Below are 15,506 nucleotides of genomic sequence, written 5' to 3'. Positions count from 1 at the left end.
CTATAATTAAAATCCCAAATAGGCTTAAGATGATCCAAGTTCTGCTTTTCATCGCTAAGTATTCAGCAATGACGTTAAGCAGATGCCAACAAACGTTGAACTCATACAAAAGACCCGCTTGTTATGATATAACATTACTAAACATTGTTATCCCACAGTGCTGGCTATACTGGTCAATACTGTTTTCAAACGCAGTAACATTTGGAACATCACGCTCATGGACAAACTAAATCGCGTTCTACTGGTTGCGGGTACACATGGCAACGAGTTAACAGGAATCTATCTACAAAAGCTCATCAAAGACCGCTTATATAACGCAGATCGCGCGACATTTTCGGTGCTATCGATAACAGGAAACCCAGAAGCCGTTAAAAAGAACGTGCGTTTCATCGACGACGATCTCAATCGTCAGTTTGCAGTAAAGAACAGCGATGACAGCGAAGCGAATGCTGAACAAACACTTGCGCAGAAAATCGCTTCGATGCATTCAGACAACAATAAGCAGCTGATTGTTGACCTTCACAACACCACCAGCAACATGGGGGCAACCTTAATCTTGCTCTCAAACGACCCTTTCTATGAAAAGATGGGCGCGTATGTGAAACAACGTATGCCAGAATCTAATATTCTGTTTGAAGATCGCAAACCTTGGCAGGAACAACCATACCTTTGCACCACAGGTCAGCATGGCATCATGATTGAAGTTGGCGCTCAAGCACATGGCTCGTTAACCTACAGCTCATTAGAGCTAATGAAACAGATGCTGACCTTGGTACTAGACTATGTCGAAAAACATAATTTGGATCAGGTTGGAGAAGTAGAAAACTACGACGCCTATTACTACCTCGAAGAAGTTAAAATCCCGCTCGATCACGACGGCATGCGCGCAGCAACGGTGCACCCAACAATATGCGGGCGTGACTTTGAAGTGGTTAAGCAAGGTGATCCGATACTGGCTACCTTCTTCGGATACGATGTACTTTGGGAGAGCGACAAAGAGGTCTACCCGCACTTTATTAACGAAAGTGCCTATAGCGCAGCGAATATCGCGATGGCATTGGCGGAAAAGAAAAAGGTCATTGTGGCTTAATAATTTGTACAACCACACGACATTCTGGCGAATACTGGTGCTACCCAGCCTCAAGCTCGAACCTTCTAAAAAAACAAAAGCCCCTAAAACACAATGAAGCGTTTAAGGGGCTCATTTTTAACCACCTCACAATAGGCAGTTTGGCAAACTGTTGACTCTAAGCAGTCAAGCAGCTCAGCAATTTGCTCTCTAGTTCTGCATCAATTTCTGTCGCTATCACCTCTATACGGCTTTCGCTGCAATCATCCAACTCAGTCTCCGTCAGGCCGTCTGCTGTTTGGTTGTAACCAAAAATGCCGTCTTGGGTGATAAACACGGCTTTCATACGCTCTACATCGATCGTCAACAACAGTTTAACAACGGCTTCGCGCTCAAATACCTTGTCTGCAGAGAAACGCCATCCCTCACTGTGAAAACCTTCACCACTGTTGCGGGCTTTAATAACACCCTCTTCTGGCATTGGTAGTTCCGATGCTAATGGCTTACTGTGGCCGTGATGATGATGGTGATGTTCATGAGCGTGTGCTTGGGTATCGCCATCAAATTCATGCTGAGCAATCTCACCGTGCTCCGCAAAAACGACTCTGGTGTTAGGTTTTGCCACCTTAGCGACGTATGCCTCTAGTTTCTCTTTATCGCCGTCTTGGTAGAGGTCAATTTTATTACCGACAACGGTATCAGCGATGGCAATTTGTTGATTGAAGGTATCGTGCTCAGTGTAACGAGGATCTGCAAGTTTACGTGCATCAACCAAGGTAATGTTCTTTTGAAGCGATAGTACCGTGCGATAGTGCTCAGATGATAAGACCTGCAATACTTCTTTTGGATGACCCAAACCAGTCGGTTCAATCAACAGGCGATCAGGCTTCGCTTCAGTGAGCAGTTGATTAAGCGCGATCTGCATAGGTAAACCAGCCGCACAGCACATACACCCGCCAGGGACTTCACGAATAAACACCGATTGAGAGTCAGGCTTCTGCCCTTTAATCAGGCTGCCATCCACACCTATCTCACCAAACTCATTAACCAGCACAGCCCATTTCTCGCCTTCCGGTTTGTGCTTCATTAAGTTAAGAATGGCAGAGGTTTTTCCCACCCCAAGGAAGCCAGTAATAATATTGGTGGGCACTCCTGAAATAGAAGCTTGTTTAGAGCTCATTGGCAATTCTCCTATAGCCTTGAACAAGGGTGTGATTCGCTGAGACAACCGATTCAGAAAACGCCGAATACTCTGGCGGCACCTTAGAGATACTATTTAAGTCAAATTCAGCACCAATATTTGTCATCGGTGGCACATGGAAATTCTCTGTAAGGTCTCTCCCATCAACCACGCAGTTATGGCGGATCACACAACCTTTACCAATAACAGTATTGAACACCACTGAGTTGAAGCCAATAAAAACGTCGTCGCTCACTTCACAAGGTCCGTGAATAATTGAGCGGTGGGCAATAGAAGAGCGTTCGCCAATGGTGACCGCCGCTCCAGCTTTCGAATGAATCACAACCCCATCTTGGATGTTGGTATCGCGCTTGATGACAATCGCTTCCATATCACCTTCTTCATTCACCTCGTCAGCACGAATCACAGCGTATGGGCCAATAAATACATTCTCTTCGATAATAACCTTACCGCAGATGATGGCTGTAGGGTCGATAAATGCCTTTTCAGAGATTTGCGGCATATGACCGCTTGGATTTCTTCTTAACATACTACTTACTCACAACAACAGGTTTTGAAACTTAAATTATCTCTCAAATGCTAGGCGCATCGCTTTAACTGGTTGGTCAGTCACGGTTTGGTTCTCATACACAAGTTGACCGTTGACCCAAGTGCCATCAATACGTGAAGAGAAAGTATGTCCAGCGAAAGGCGTCCAACCACAATGATATAAGCTGTTTTCGTGGGTCACTTCTGTTGAAGATTCAATATCGACAAGAACCAAGTCAGCAAAGTACCCCTCTCGGATAAATCCACGCTCTTTAATGCCGTAACGGATAGATGGGTTGTGGGCCGTTTTTTGAACGACCTGTGCAATCGTCATACGCTCGCTATTGACGTGATCGAACAGGGTCAACAATGCATGCTGTACAAGCGGTAAACCCGCTGGCGCTTGCTCATAAGGAACCTGTTTTTCTTCCCAAGTGTGAGGCGCGTGATCAGTAGCAATAATATCGATTTGGCCCGTCTGAAGAGCCGCTACGATCGCGTCTCGATCGCTAGGGTATTTCACAGCAGGGTTACATTTAATCTGGTTGCCTAACGTCGCGTAGTCTTCGTTGCTGAACCAAAGGTGGTGCACACACGCTTCAGCGGTGATGTTCTTGCCCTCAATCGGTCCTTTGTCAAACAGAGCGAGCTCTTTCTCAGTCGTAATGTGTAAAACATGCAGCTGACTGTTGTGCTTCTTAGCTAAACCAACCGCATAAGAAGAAGATGCATAACACGCCTCGTCATCTCTTAGCACTGGATGATCATCTATTTCCAATGTCGCTTTTGACTGCTTAAGTCTATCTAGATTTTTCTGGATTACCGGACCGCTCTCACAGTGGGTAACGATAAGCACAGGAGAATCACGGAAGATCGCTTCTAAAGCATCCGGAGCCTCCACCAGTAAGTTACCTGTCGATGCCCCCATAAACACTTTCACGCCACAGTGAATCGCTGGGTCTAATCGCTTGATCTGCTCTAAGTTGTCCTCCGTTGCACCCAAGTAGAAGGAGTAGTTGGCTAACGAGCGCTCTTCTGCGATAGCGAATTTTTTCTCGAGCGCTTCAATCGTGGTCGTCGCAGGGTTTACATTCGGCATCTCCATGTAGCTGGTGATACCTCCAGCTACCGCAGCGCGAGATTCTGAAGCGATGGAGCCTTTGTTGGTTAAACCAGGCTCGCGAAAGTGCACTTGGTCATCAATCATTCCCGGAATAAGAAAACGACCTTTTGCATCAATGATTGAGTCATCAGAATGCGCCTCAATCCCCTTTGCAATCCTATCAATGCGTTGACCGACAATTCTCACGTCAGTCTCAATAACCACCCCTTCATTCACCACTTGGGCATTTTTGATCAGCGTTGCAGACATAGTATTTAACAAGCTCCTTGTCATTGTTAAAGGTTGGGTTGCAATGACCACTAGACTATTGGTGCCCCTCTTCAAGACAACAAAGGTGCTAACGCTCAATTCAATGTTACGTTATAACATAACCAATATAAGGTTGTAACTCTTTGTATGGTTTATTGATGAGCTTGTTAGTGAGCTTTAATAGTCATTCCTATCGAGAGTATGGACAGTCAGACAGCCCTCACAGTGACCCCATTAAATCCCAAGAAAAATGTGATCTTATTTACACATAGGGCGATCAAGCCTTTCTCTTGTTTCAATGATAATTATTATGTATGACAATATTACATAATAAGAGTACCAATAATGAACAGAAGAACCCTAATTGCTGCATCTGTACTGTTGTCTATGCCTTTAGCTGCTATGGCTGAAGTGGTTAACAATGGTGTATCCCACGCCGTCCCTGCCGATAAGTTTGACATGCGAAACTGGAAGATCACGATTCCTTCTGACATCAATGAAGATGGGCGCATCGACGAGATCGAAGGCGTCGCAATGATGAGCTACTCTCATGAGAACTTTTTCTTCCTGAACGAAGATGGACACCTTGTGTTTGAAGTACACAACAAGGCGATCACAACCAAGAACTCTAAGAACGCTCGTTCAGAACTACGCCAAATGCCGCGCGGCGCTAACTTTGACAACATTCTTACCGACGGCAAACTCAATCAATGGGCACTCTCTAGCCACCCTCAAGCGGATGAATACAGCGCCGTTGGCGGAACACTCGAGGCGACTCTTAAGGTCGACCATGTATCCATCAATGCTAAACATCCAGAGAAGTACCCTGCACACTCTGTTGTTGTAGGACAAATCCACGCCAAGAAACACAATGAACTCATCAAAGCCAAAACAGGCTACGGGCACGGTAACGAACCATTAAAAATCTTCTATAAAAAATTTCCGGGGCATGAGTACGGCTCTGTATTCTGGAACTACGAGCGTAACCTAGCGAAGAAAGATCCAAACCGTGCTGATATCGCTTACCCAGTTTGGGGCAACACTTGGGAGAACCAACAAGAGCCTGGCAAGGCGGGCATCAAGTTGGGTGAAGAGTTTAGCTACCGTGTTGAAGTAAAAGAGACCATGATGTATCTGACCTTTGAAACCGCACGTCATGACACGGTGAGATACGAAATTGACCTAAGCAAAGGGATTGATGAGAAAGACTTCCCTACAGGTTACGCTGAAGATGACTTCTACTTTAAAGCCGGCGCGTACGGTCAATGTAGCGTGAACGATTCCCATCCAATTTGGGGACCTGGTTGTGCAGGTACAGGTGACTTCGCAACAGACAAGAAGAACGGTGACTACAACAGCGTGACCTTCTCAGCGTTGAAGTTAAACGGAAAATAACGCTCTATTTAATGTCATAGAGCAAAAATGACCTTCAAACATGATGGCTTGAAGGTCATTATCAATGCGATTATATGAGTTGATGATGAAGGCTTTCGTCAGTACTTTTCTAATCGAACAATCCGGTCACAGGTTGCATTGAATAATAACAAGCTCGCGCTATACCTTGCTCAGAGACCAACTGTAGATCATCAATGAAGAAACGACTGGTCATAGTATGTCTACCACCATTGATGAAAATCTCCATCACCGAATTATCAACATATACGACAATCACCTGCCTTTTGCTCAACCTCGGTGCTTTTCGCACATCTCCAAATTCTTGAGCATAGTTCTGAGACATTTGACTGCGATCGAGAGTAAATTCATTTTCGTCAGCACTAAAGATCACCTTGTCGCCACGCTCATTTCTTAACTCTAAAGAAAACTCATCGCTTTCGAGCTCTAAACGAAGCATAAAACTTGTTTGATTCAGCACGTGTGTTCCAGAGAAGACTTCTTTCTTCCCTTTCAACTCATCGATCTCAGCGACAGGTGATTGAACTAGGTAGCCCTCTTCTAGGCGAAGTTCACGTGGTAATGACAGCATACCTGCCCACTGATTCTTTACCGATGGCGCGTCGATGTCAGGTAACCCAATCCAAGCAATCAAAATACGGCGACCTTGTTCATCTAAATAGGTCTGAGGTGCATAGAAATCAAAGCCATAGTCAGGTTGAATGATATCTTGGTGTCCTTCAAGTTCCATTGACTCAAGGTTCAATCTGTCACCAATAATGTAGGCGACCGAGTAAATATTTTTAAAATCGTAAGCATTGCTGGATGACACACCTTGTGGAGAAAACAGCATGATTGACTTGCCATCAATTTCAAAAAAATCAGGACATTCCCACATGTAACCGAAGTCTTGGTAACGAGTTTTTATCGGCCCTTTATGTTGCCAAGTCTCCAAATCTGGACTTTGATAAAGCACCATTGAACCACGTTCAGCTGGAGTTTGAGCGCCCACGACCATGAAGTACTGGTCATCCTTTTTCCATACCTTAGGGTCTCGAAAATGCTCAGTGTAGTGGTCATTTTCAATAATCACGCCCTGCTTCTCTATCGTACCTTCTGCCGTCATGGTTGCGAAACACTGAGTAGGCTCTCGGATCCAATCTTCATCGCGTTTGTTACCAGTAAAGAAAAGCAAAGCTTGCTCGTTATCGACAAGCGCCCCTCCCGAATAGACACCGTGCGAGTCGTAATCGTCACCGGGCTCTAGTCCTACTCCATGATCCGTGAAATGAACAAAATCTTTGGTTGATAGGTGGTACCAATATTTCATGCCATGAACAGGACCAACCGGGGTCCATTGATAGAAAATATGGTGTTCACCATTGAAATAGCAAAGACCATTTGGATCGTTCAGTAAACCAAATTTTGGGGCTATGTGATAACTAGGAAAACCAGAATCCGCAACGCGAGCACTCTCCATTTCAGCCACTTCGTGCGATGTAATCTGTTCTAAACGGCGGTACCTTTGTTCCACAGTCCAATTACTATTTACATTCATGCATTGTTCTCAAGTCTCGTTGACTACGACTGTGCGCAGTGGATGAACTGAATAAGTTCTTCTTGGGTAGGGAGTGCAGTCATGGCACCTTTTTGGGTTGTTGCAAGAGCACCGCAACCATTTGCCCACTCGATCGCTTTATCAATCGTGGCGAAATTATCCCAATGTTGCTGTTGAGAAAGTCTTGCGAGCAGGCCACCGACAAAGGCGTCACCAGCACCAGTCGTATCAACTGGCTGTACGACTTGACCTGTTACTCGCTTTCCTGAACCTTCAAAGATTCGCCACACTCCCTTGGCACCTTGCGTAACCAAAATGAGCGTATTGTCAAAATCAGCGATAGCATTTAGACCTTGTTCAACCGATTGAGAGCCTGTCAAAAACACTAATTCCTCTTCAGAGAACTTGACGACATCAGCCAGTGCCACAGCTTTCATGACCGTACTTTTTATTTCAGTCGGATTCGCCCATACCTCTTCACGTAAGTTTGGGTCGAAACTCACATAGCCACCGACGCGTTTAATTCTATCAATTGCTTCAAATGTGCTGCTTCTGCTTGGTTCATTAGCAAGAGAAATAGAGCAGACATGCAACCAATCGCCTTGTTGAAAGCTTGGAATATCATCGTTGACCATAAACTGATCCGCGCTTGGCTTAACCATAAAAGTAAAGCTGCGCTCACCGTCATCATCCAAGTCAACCACTACTGTTGATGTTCTTTGTGTTGGGTCTTGAACCAAAAAATCGGCATTTACATTTTCTTTAGTCAGCGTCGCTTTCATAAAACGACCAAACGGATCATCTCCAACTCGCCCAAAGAAAGCACTTTTGCCCGAGAGACGAGAAACGGCAACTGCGACATTAGCAGGAGCCCCACCAGGGCATTTCAGTAGCGTCGAGTCCGAGTCGGGAATTAAGTCAACAACAGCATCACCTGTTACCCATACTTGATTCATCATACTTACCTTAAACAAACATATTGATAAATAAGCGGCGACGTCTCGTTGCCTATATCAATGAAAAAACAAAAAGGCTAGCCAAGATAAGATGCTTGGCTAGCGCCCCAACAATTTAGGAAAAGAAGTGGAATTGGGGGAACCCCACCCTTAAGGAGTTCAAAATCTAAGCGGTTGCCTTACGGTTTTGCTTTACCTGTTCACGCATACCAAGAACAACTGTCAGTGCAAACGCCGTAATAAACGCGATGATCATACCAACAATGTAGTAGCCAATATGCTCAGGAGAAATTGAGATAATGCCCGGTAAGCCCGCTGCACCTAGTGCCTGCGCTTTCACATTGAACATTGTAATAAAGGCACTCGATAGAGCTGCTGCACACACAGCGGCGATGAACGGGTAACGCAGTTTTAGGTTTACACCGAACATAGCAGGTTCGGTAATACCCAGTAGACCGGTGACACCAGATGGAATCGCAATCCCTTTCATCTTTTTGTCTTTGCTCATGACGCCAACTGCAAGTGCTGCAGCACCTTGAGATACGTTAGACATTGCTGCAATTGGAAAGATAAATGTACCGCCAGTGATTGCAATATCAGCAAGCAGCTGTGTTTCAATTGCGATAAAGCTGTGATGCATACCGGTAATAACAAACGGCGCATAAATAAAGCCAAATACCGCACCACCAACAAAGCCAGCAGAGTTGTAAAGCCAGTTTAGGCCATCACCTAGTAGGAAGCCGATATCACGTGTAAACGGACCAACAACGGTGAACGTCAGTAAACCCGTGATAAATATGGCCAATAGCGGTGTTAAAAGGTTATCCAGTACTGACGGAATCACTTTACGTAGACCAAGCTCGACCTTAGCCAGAATAAATGCTGACACAAGAACTGGAAGTACTGAGCCTTGATAGCCAACCTTCTGGATTTCAAAGCCCATGATGTTCCAAACAGGAATGTTGCCTGAAACAGCAGCACCACCGAAGCCCCAACCATTGAGCAGTTCTGGGTGAACCATCAGCATACCTAATGCTGCACCTAGATATGGATTACCGCCAAACTTCTTGCTTGCCGAGAACGCTAATAAAATAGGTAAGTAAACAAAAGGAGCATTAGCGAAGGTATTGATCATATTCGCAAGGTCAGTTAACCCTGGGTTAGCGTCAATTAGAGATTGACCATCAATAAACAAACCTTGTGCTGTTAATAAGTTATAAATACCCATCAACAAACCACCAGCAACAATTGCTGGGATAATCGGAACGAAAATGTCAGAGAGTCCCTTTACCGCTCTTTGCACAATATTCTGTTTGTTGGCACCTGCAGATGCGACGTCATTGGTCGACATCTCACTCATGCCAGTTAACTTCGCCATCTCGGCGTAAACTTGGTTAACGATTCCCGAACCGAAAATGATTTGGTATTGACCCGCTACTTTGAACTGACCTTTGACCCCATCAAGATTATCGATGGCTTGCTCGTCAATTTTTGATTCATCGGCTACGGCAAGGCGCAAGCGCGTTGCACAGTGTGCGAGAGCGGTAATATTGCTCTTGCCACCTAATAGAGTTAACAGCTCTTTGGCTACTGCTGGATAATTCATTTCATACCCCATTGGATTATTAATTTGAGCCTTTCGAATTTTTCGGGAACGTTTGCAAAAAGAATTTTTGCTGATTACTAACAAATGATCAAAGATATCTGCTCAAGAGTGTGAGAAAGATCTTTAAATTATCTCCCTAAATGATTCCGACAGGGTTAAAATCCCCAATAACTTAAGCAATGAGTCTCATCTCTTTGCAAACAATCCCAAAAATAAATAAATGGATAGTGTGAATGGCAAGTCTGCATGATGTTGCACTTCTAGCTGGCGTCTCAAAGTCGACAGTTTCACGTGTTATTAATGATGAGTATGGCGTCAAAGAGGCCACCAAGATCAAGGTTCGCAAGGCCGTAAAAGAGTGTGGCTATGTTCCTAATCAAGTCGCCAAAGACCTCAAATCTAGCAAAACAAACCTTGTTGGTGTGATCGTTCCACGCGTCTCCTCTCACGCTACATCACAAGGCGTTGACGGCTTAACGGCTGTACTGGAGCAAGCGGGCAAACACGTATTGTTGGCCAGTACCCATCAAGCACATCAAAAAGAGTTGGAATACATCCATATCTTTAATCAGAAGCGAGTGGAAGGGATTATTCTCTACGCAACTCACCTAGATAAAACGCTTGTAAAAGCAATTCAAAACTCTGCTGTTCCAGTGGTGTTGGTCGGTCAAGATGGCTCGATGTTCAACATACCTAGTATCATTCATGACGATATTCGTGTTGGCTTTGAAGCTGGAAACCGTTTGGTTAGTAATGGATGCCAAACACTTGGCTTTATTGGCGTTCAAGGCGACGATATCGCCGTAGATAAGCAGAGGTCTCAAGGCTTTGAAGACGCCCTCAAACACCATGACCTCGAATTAAAATTCCATGCCCGAGGTGATTTTACGATTGAATCAGGTTACGAACTGGCCAAAGAACACCTCGAGAAGTTCCCGAAATTAGACGGCCTATTCTGCGCAACTGACCGTATTGCGATTGGTGCCATGAGAGCCATTCAAGAAGCCAAACTTGAGCCTGGGAAAGATATTTTCGTACTTGGTGTTGGTGACGATGAACTCGCTTCAGTCTGTACCCCTACTCTATCAACGTTCAACTATGCGTTTGATAAAGCGGGAGAAAATGGAGCAAAGTTGCTGTTAGATAGAATCGCAAATAAAGGGTTTGAAATGAGTAAGATGGTGCTCACCTTTCAAAACATTGACAGGCAGTCTTGCTGAACGACTCAATACAAGCGGGAACAAGGAAAGAGCTATCCTTCCGCTCTCATCCTAAATAAATATTCAATAAAAATGCCAACCTCTGCGGTTGGCATTTTTGTCTTAGTAATTAACTGTATCTTATTAAGTAAAAGTTAATATTAGAACCAAGTTTCCATCTGAAGCGCGAACAGAACCTCTCCGCCGTCACCCATCGTGGATGCATCCGGTTCTTGGCTAATCGCATAACCATTCAACTCATCGCTCCAATCTACATAGCTCACAGCAAAACGTAGTTCAGGACGATCAAAGAAGCCGGTACTTGTTGAAAGCTTCAGAGTCGGAGCTACGGTCGCTTTGTAAAAACCACCACTCGCTTGTTCGACAGAGTTATCAAGGTCCATATATTGGTATGAACCCTCATACACCATCTCAAAGTTTTCATTGAACTCTTGAGCTAATCGAACATTGAGTGATGCCCATGTGTATTCATCATTCTTCTCTAGGCGATCTTGACTGCGTTCAGCCATAAACGCTGGAGCAATACGCCAATTATCAGCAAAGCGTGTGACACCATAACTGAATAGACGTAAGGCTTTCGCGTCATCTAACAGATCGCCGTTTGACCCTATGCCTTTCAACTCAGCACCCAAACCACTACCAACAATGAATCCAGTTTTTGAGAAGCCTTCGCTCATTCCGTAGAAACTCTCTGCATGGAAAGCGAGCATCGCGTGCTCACCGTGATCAGCGGCGCCATCAGTACGATCACTGTTGTCTGCTGACGTCATCGCACTCAACATAAATTGCCACTGTCCAATGCGGTTGTTCATCGTAGCAATGTAGTTTTCAACATCAGTTGATGAGCTATCAATCTCGCCAAAGTCGCGACCGTAAATCGAGAAGTTAGCTTTCCAACTTTCATTTAGTTGAACATCGTAAACGCCCGCACCAGTACCCGACAAGAATACGATATCAGAGTCAAAGAAGTGGATATCAAAGTTATCTCTGTCGAATCGCTTACCCGCCCAGAACGTTGCCTCAGAAAATGTCTCTGAGTCTGAGAACATTGCTAATTTGTTCAATTCTGAATAAACCTGTCGTACGTTCAATTGGCTTTCACTGGCCGTCCATTCATTGTTTGTTTCAGTGCTGTCTGCAAGCATGATTCTAAACAGCGCACTTGAACCATCCTCTGCAAAGCTCTTATGAATCAAGTTCGCTTCTACGTAGTGGTCGTCCTCAACTCCCAAACGACCTATTGGTGCACCAATAGCTCCCGCTGCTGTCATGTATGGCCCTGTACCTGTCGCGCCATTTAAATCATCATTAATTAATAACCCAGATCGTGCATAGCCGTGAAACTCAAATGTCGATGCCTTCTCATCGGCTGTCACTGCGACCTGTTCAGTTTGTTCGACTCTTTTCTCTAACTCGTTGATTCGCTTTTCTAATTCAGAGACCTCTGTTGATGCCATTGCTGGTAAAGCTACCAAACTCATTGCTACAGCCATTGCTAAATTATGTCGTTTCATGTCCTTTGCCCCACGTAATGATATTAAGAATTTCTGCAAACGTTCCCAATAAAATTTATAGGCGATTTAAGAATAGAAAACAGATAATAACCCGATGTTTTGATGCATATTCATACTTAGAAAAACATCTGGCTTGTGACCTTGGGATGGATAATATCGATAAATTTCGGGAACGTTACCGAATTTATTAAATTCTGTTATGCGCATCACGATAAAGATAAGAAAGGGAAATGTGATTGGTAGCAAGCGCACATAAACCATGGCACAGAAATTCGACAAAAACGAAGAAGATTTGCCTTCGTTGATACGCTGGGTGATGTCAGATAATGAAACAAATAGGCCGTTACAGCCCATTTGCTTCATTGAACATTGATAGGGGTTTAACTTACTAGAGGCGTCACCAAGTACTCATGAATCGTTACCTTGCCTTGATCATCTAGAGACAACTGCCATTTTTCATTGACCGAAAGCTCTAATGACTCACCTTTTAATAACGAGTTTGAGTACGTATCTGCCTTTAGTCGGATACGTAAATCCAACTGATAGCCCTGTTCTACCTTCTTAATCGCAAGCTGCTCTACATCGTGCTCACAATTTGGCTTGAATGTAGCGCGAGCTATCGCGTACCAATCTTCGAACCCTGAGTGACCGATAAACTTACCTTCCGGCATCGTCATCTCAACTTTTTCACTAAGATGCTCCAAGAAGTAATCGCTTTGCTCTGGGAGTTGATCAAATTGACCAAACCACTCTGCCACGAAGCGGTGCAGGCGAGCTTCGTCAGACTCTGTTACTTGGCGAATTGAGGCAATCAGTCGCTCTGCGTGGTCATTCGCTCGCGCTTGTACCTCTTCTAACTCGTTGTATACATTTGGAATGTAAACCATTCGGTGACTATACACTGGCTTATTGTATTTCACTCCAGCAAGGTACGCTGTTTGCTGCAGAGGGAACACGAGCTGCTCAATAGTGAAATGGTTATAACCCAGTGGATCATAAGACTCAGATGGACCACCAACAGTGAAAGATAAGAAAAATTCTTTACCTTTTAACTTGTCACCTTCAGGACCATAGGCAAAGCTAAACGCCATAACATCGTCCAACCACTTTTTCATCAGAGCTGGCACAGAGTACCAGTAGAATGGAAACTGAAGGACGATCACATCCGCTTCAATAAGCGCTTGCTGTTCAGCTTCTACATCGATCTTGTAGTCCGGATAAAGCGTATCTAAACGACGTACAGACACGTCATCCAATCCATTTTGCAAAGTATCGAGAATAACTGTGTTTGTGTACGACTCTTCTAAATTCGGGTGACCCGAAATAACAACTGTTTTGCTCATATTCATTCTCTTCATCGTCATTGGTGGATGAGCAAATCATACGTGTCGCTATTGTTTATTTTTAGAGGCTTAATGTTTAATTAACTATTAGGTATAAACTAACAAAAACTAAAATAGAATAGACCTGATATGACTGTAGGAGACAACTAATGAAGGGAACAACGTATAATCAACTACTTATGTTTCATGCGATTGCGCGAGAGGGTTCAATCTCGGGCGCAGCAAGGCTGTTAGAGGTTGCTCCCCCCTCGGTTAGCCAAGCGCTCAAGTCTCTTGAGAGTGAGCTAGGTCTGCCACTATTTACGCGTACCACGCGTCGTGTCGAACTCACAGAGGCTGGCCATGCACTTTATGAAAGAACTTTGGATGCCATCAGCAATCTCTCATTTGCCGTCGAAAGCGTCGCTGATCTAAGTAGAACACCGTCAGGGCGTGTCTCAATCACCGTTCCCAGATTCGTCTATCAGTACTTACTTGAGCCAATATACGTGGAATTTTGCCAGCGCTTTCCTGAAATACAGTTGGAAATATCTATCTTTGATGGAACGGTCGATATTCTCAAAGAGGGTATGGATCTGGGAATTCGTTTTGGTGACAAGGTCGAAGAAGGTATGATCGCCAAACCACTGACTCCAAACTTTAAAGAAGCCGTGTTCGCCTCCCCTTCTTACATCGCTGCTTTCGGCATGCCCCAGAGCATCAGTGAGCTGTCACAACATAGACAAATCCAGTATCGCTTTATCACCTCAAAGAAAGTCGCGCCTCTGCCCATGATCGACAATGGTAATACTGTCCATGTGAAAATCCCGACAGCTCTTACTGTGAACGACACTGACCTCATGGTTGACGCGGCCAAAAAAGGATTGGGAATTGGGCGTATTATCTCACCAATGGTTGAGCCTCTGTTCGAGTCAGGCGAGTTAATTCCTGTCTTAGAAGAGCATTGGGGAGATACCGCAGGACTTTATCTCTATTTCCACAGAAACACACAAAAAGCCCGCCGAGTGCGCGTATTGATCGACTTCTTGTATGAAAAGATCACCCAATAGGCCATTTAATCGAGCCTTGTTGGCTCCGAGCTTGCTATGCGTTCGATACCTCTCAAATTATTCAAATGAGAGTCATAAAAAGAGATAGGCGCAGAGCCGTGTTGTAGCGCCTTTTTATAGATAGAAGCGATGAAAATATCTGCCAGAGTGAATTGACGGCCAATCGCAAACCTTGAGTCTAGGCAGATCGACGGTCTCAGCTTATCAAGACCTCGAGTGATCCATTCTCCGCGCAGTGCTCGTTTCGAATCTTCCACAAGTTCGGGCCGCAAGAAACGCAACACCGTGCGATTTTGTGGAGAGTGTATGGTCGAGTTAACGAACTCACACACCCGACGCACGCTAGCTCTAACCAACGGCTCGTTTCCCAACAAAGTACGACCGTCAAAGGCCTCTTCGACATATTCGATAATAGCCATCGATTCGGAGAGCACCACCCCATCGACAGAAAGTGAAGGTACATATCCAAACGGATTGATCACCAGATAGCTTGTTTGTAACTCTTGTGAGGTCACTTCTACCCTATTGTATGAAATACCTTTGTAGTTCAGTGCCCACTCCACTCGTTCGGAGCTGTTCGACCCAGCGGCACTGTAGAGAACCAAATCCATATGACCTCCTAGTTATTTCTGGCGTAGTTGCGATACCTACCAAAAGTTCACTCTCTTGGCGACCAATTCAACGCTGAAGTTATTATT

13 protein-coding genes are annotated in these 15,506 nt (G+C 44.7%); 4 read left to right on the top strand and 9 right to left on the bottom strand.

Going from position 1 to position 15,506, the window contains the following annotated elements; genetic code table 11:
• Positions 1–217: 217 nt before the first annotated feature.
• Complete coding sequence (locus tag VFDL14_RS15525) at positions 218–1,090, top strand: aspartoacylase (protein WP_032550323.1); 873 nt, start codon at positions 218–220, stop codon at positions 1,088–1,090.
• Positions 1,091–1,247: 157 nt separating this feature from the next.
• Here the strand turns inward: VFDL14_RS15525 and VFDL14_RS15530 are convergent, their stop codons facing one another.
• Genes VFDL14_RS15530 through VFDL14_RS15540 form a run of 3 tightly spaced genes read right to left on the bottom strand, consistent with a single transcriptional unit; the run spans position 1,248 to position 4,170 of the window.
• The gene (locus tag VFDL14_RS15530) at positions 1,248–2,249 is read right to left on the bottom strand and encodes a CobW family GTP-binding protein (RefSeq protein WP_032550322.1); all 1,002 of its coding nucleotides are present in this window, start codon (positions 2,247–2,249) and stop codon (positions 1,248–1,250) included.
• On the bottom strand, positions 2,239–2,799 hold the full coding sequence (locus VFDL14_RS15535) for a carbonate dehydratase (protein ID WP_032550321.1): 561 nt from the start codon (positions 2,797–2,799) through the stop codon (positions 2,239–2,241). The genes VFDL14_RS15530 and VFDL14_RS15535 overlap by 11 nt, the downstream gene beginning before the upstream one ends.
• A gap of 36 nt (positions 2,800–2,835) precedes the next feature.
• Positions 2,836–4,170: a dihydroorotase gene (locus tag VFDL14_RS15540; protein WP_032550320.1), complete on the bottom strand. Its 1,335-nt coding sequence runs from the start codon at positions 4,168–4,170 to the stop codon at positions 2,836–2,838.
• A gap of 387 nt (positions 4,171–4,557) precedes the next feature.
• Here VFDL14_RS15540 and VFDL14_RS15545 point away from each other — a divergent pair, with 387 nt between their 5' ends.
• A complete protein-coding gene (locus tag VFDL14_RS15545) occupies positions 4,558–5,565 on the top strand; it encodes a polysaccharide lyase family 7 protein (RefSeq protein WP_419177360.1) in 1,008 nt (335 codons plus the stop codon).
• A 109-nt stretch (positions 5,566–5,674) separates the two neighbouring features.
• Here the strand turns inward: VFDL14_RS15545 and VFDL14_RS15550 are convergent, their stop codons facing one another.
• From VFDL14_RS15550 to VFDL14_RS15560, 3 genes are all read right to left on the bottom strand, one after another.
• A complete protein-coding gene (locus VFDL14_RS15550) occupies positions 5,675–7,120 on the bottom strand; it encodes a sucrose-6-phosphate hydrolase (RefSeq protein WP_032550317.1) in 1,446 nt (481 codons plus the stop codon).
• 23 nt (positions 7,121–7,143) lie between these two features.
• On the bottom strand, positions 7,144–8,076 hold the full coding sequence (locus VFDL14_RS15555; protein WP_032550316.1) for an aminoimidazole riboside kinase: 933 nt from the start codon (positions 8,074–8,076) through the stop codon (positions 7,144–7,146).
• A gap of 166 nt (positions 8,077–8,242) precedes the next feature.
• Positions 8,243–9,682, bottom strand: coding sequence for a sucrose-specific PTS transporter subunit IIBC (locus VFDL14_RS15560; RefSeq protein WP_032550315.1), 1,440 nt, complete (start codon positions 9,680–9,682; stop codon positions 8,243–8,245).
• Positions 9,683–9,915: 233 nt separating this feature from the next.
• Here VFDL14_RS15560 and VFDL14_RS15565 point away from each other — a divergent pair, with 233 nt between their 5' ends.
• Positions 9,916–10,902: a LacI family DNA-binding transcriptional regulator gene (locus tag VFDL14_RS15565; protein WP_032550314.1), complete on the top strand. Its 987-nt coding sequence runs from the start codon at positions 9,916–9,918 to the stop codon at positions 10,900–10,902.
• Between the two features lie 140 nt (positions 10,903–11,042).
• On the opposite strand, the gene VFDL14_RS15570 is transcribed toward VFDL14_RS15565, so the two are convergent.
• Both VFDL14_RS15570 and VFDL14_RS15580 read right to left on the bottom strand, forming a co-directional pair.
• Positions 11,043–12,416, bottom strand: coding sequence for a carbohydrate porin (locus VFDL14_RS15570; RefSeq protein ID WP_032550313.1), 1,374 nt, complete (start codon positions 12,414–12,416; stop codon positions 11,043–11,045).
• A 380-nt stretch (positions 12,417–12,796) separates the two neighbouring features.
• Positions 12,797–13,759 (bottom strand): NAD(P)H-dependent oxidoreductase, encoded by a 963-nt coding sequence (locus VFDL14_RS15580; protein WP_032550310.1) that lies wholly within the window; start codon positions 13,757–13,759, stop codon positions 12,797–12,799.
• A 149-nt stretch (positions 13,760–13,908) separates the two neighbouring features.
• On the opposite strand from VFDL14_RS15580, the gene VFDL14_RS15585 reads away from it, so the two are divergent.
• Positions 13,909–14,808: a LysR family transcriptional regulator gene (locus VFDL14_RS15585; RefSeq protein ID WP_032550309.1), complete on the top strand. Its 900-nt coding sequence runs from the start codon at positions 13,909–13,911 to the stop codon at positions 14,806–14,808.
• A gap of 5 nt (positions 14,809–14,813) precedes the next feature.
• On the opposite strand, the gene VFDL14_RS15590 is transcribed toward VFDL14_RS15585, so the two are convergent.
• Entirely contained in the window at positions 14,814–15,419 is a 606-nt protein-coding gene (locus VFDL14_RS15590; RefSeq protein WP_032550308.1) for a glutathione S-transferase family protein, read from the bottom strand.
• Positions 15,420–15,506: the final 87 nt, after the last annotated feature.

It is taken from the genome of Vibrio fortis, from assembly GCF_000695685.1.
GTDB lineage: Bacteria > Pseudomonadota > Gammaproteobacteria > Enterobacterales > Vibrionaceae > Vibrio > Vibrio fortis_A.
This window is presented reverse-complemented; position numbering and strand designations above follow the sequence as displayed.

Coding starts and splice junctions, on each gene's coding strand:
- VFDL14_RS15525 (WP_032550323.1), top strand. CDS start 218: ATGGACAAACTAAATCGCGTTCTACTGGTTGCGGGTACACATGGCAAC.
- VFDL14_RS15530 (WP_032550322.1), bottom strand. CDS start 2,249: ATGAGCTCTAAACAAGCTTCTATTTCAGGAGTGCCCACCAATATTATT.
- VFDL14_RS15535 (WP_032550321.1), bottom strand. CDS start 2,799: ATGTTAAGAAGAAATCCAAGCGGTCATATGCCGCAAATCTCTGAAAAG.
- VFDL14_RS15540 (WP_032550320.1), bottom strand. CDS start 4,170: ATGTCTGCAACGCTGATCAAAAATGCCCAAGTGGTGAATGAAGGGGTG.
- VFDL14_RS15545 (WP_419177360.1), top strand. CDS start 4,558: ATGCCTTTAGCTGCTATGGCTGAAGTGGTTAACAATGGTGTATCCCAC.
- VFDL14_RS15550 (WP_032550317.1), bottom strand. CDS start 7,120: ATGAATGTAAATAGTAATTGGACTGTGGAACAAAGGTACCGCCGTTTA.
- VFDL14_RS15555 (WP_032550316.1), bottom strand. CDS start 8,076: ATGAATCAAGTATGGGTAACAGGTGATGCTGTTGTTGACTTAATTCCC.
- VFDL14_RS15560 (WP_032550315.1), bottom strand. CDS start 9,682: ATGAATTATCCAGCAGTAGCCAAAGAGCTGTTAACTCTATTAGGTGGC.
- VFDL14_RS15565 (WP_032550314.1), top strand. CDS start 9,916: ATGGCAAGTCTGCATGATGTTGCACTTCTAGCTGGCGTCTCAAAGTCG.
- VFDL14_RS15570 (WP_032550313.1), bottom strand. CDS start 12,416: ATGAAACGACATAATTTAGCAATGGCTGTAGCAATGAGTTTGGTAGCT.
- VFDL14_RS15580 (WP_032550310.1), bottom strand. CDS start 13,759: ATGAGCAAAACAGTTGTTATTTCGGGTCACCCGAATTTAGAAGAGTCG.
- VFDL14_RS15585 (WP_032550309.1), top strand. CDS start 13,909: ATGAAGGGAACAACGTATAATCAACTACTTATGTTTCATGCGATTGCG.
- VFDL14_RS15590 (WP_032550308.1), bottom strand. CDS start 15,419: ATGGATTTGGTTCTCTACAGTGCCGCTGGGTCGAACAGCTCCGAACGA.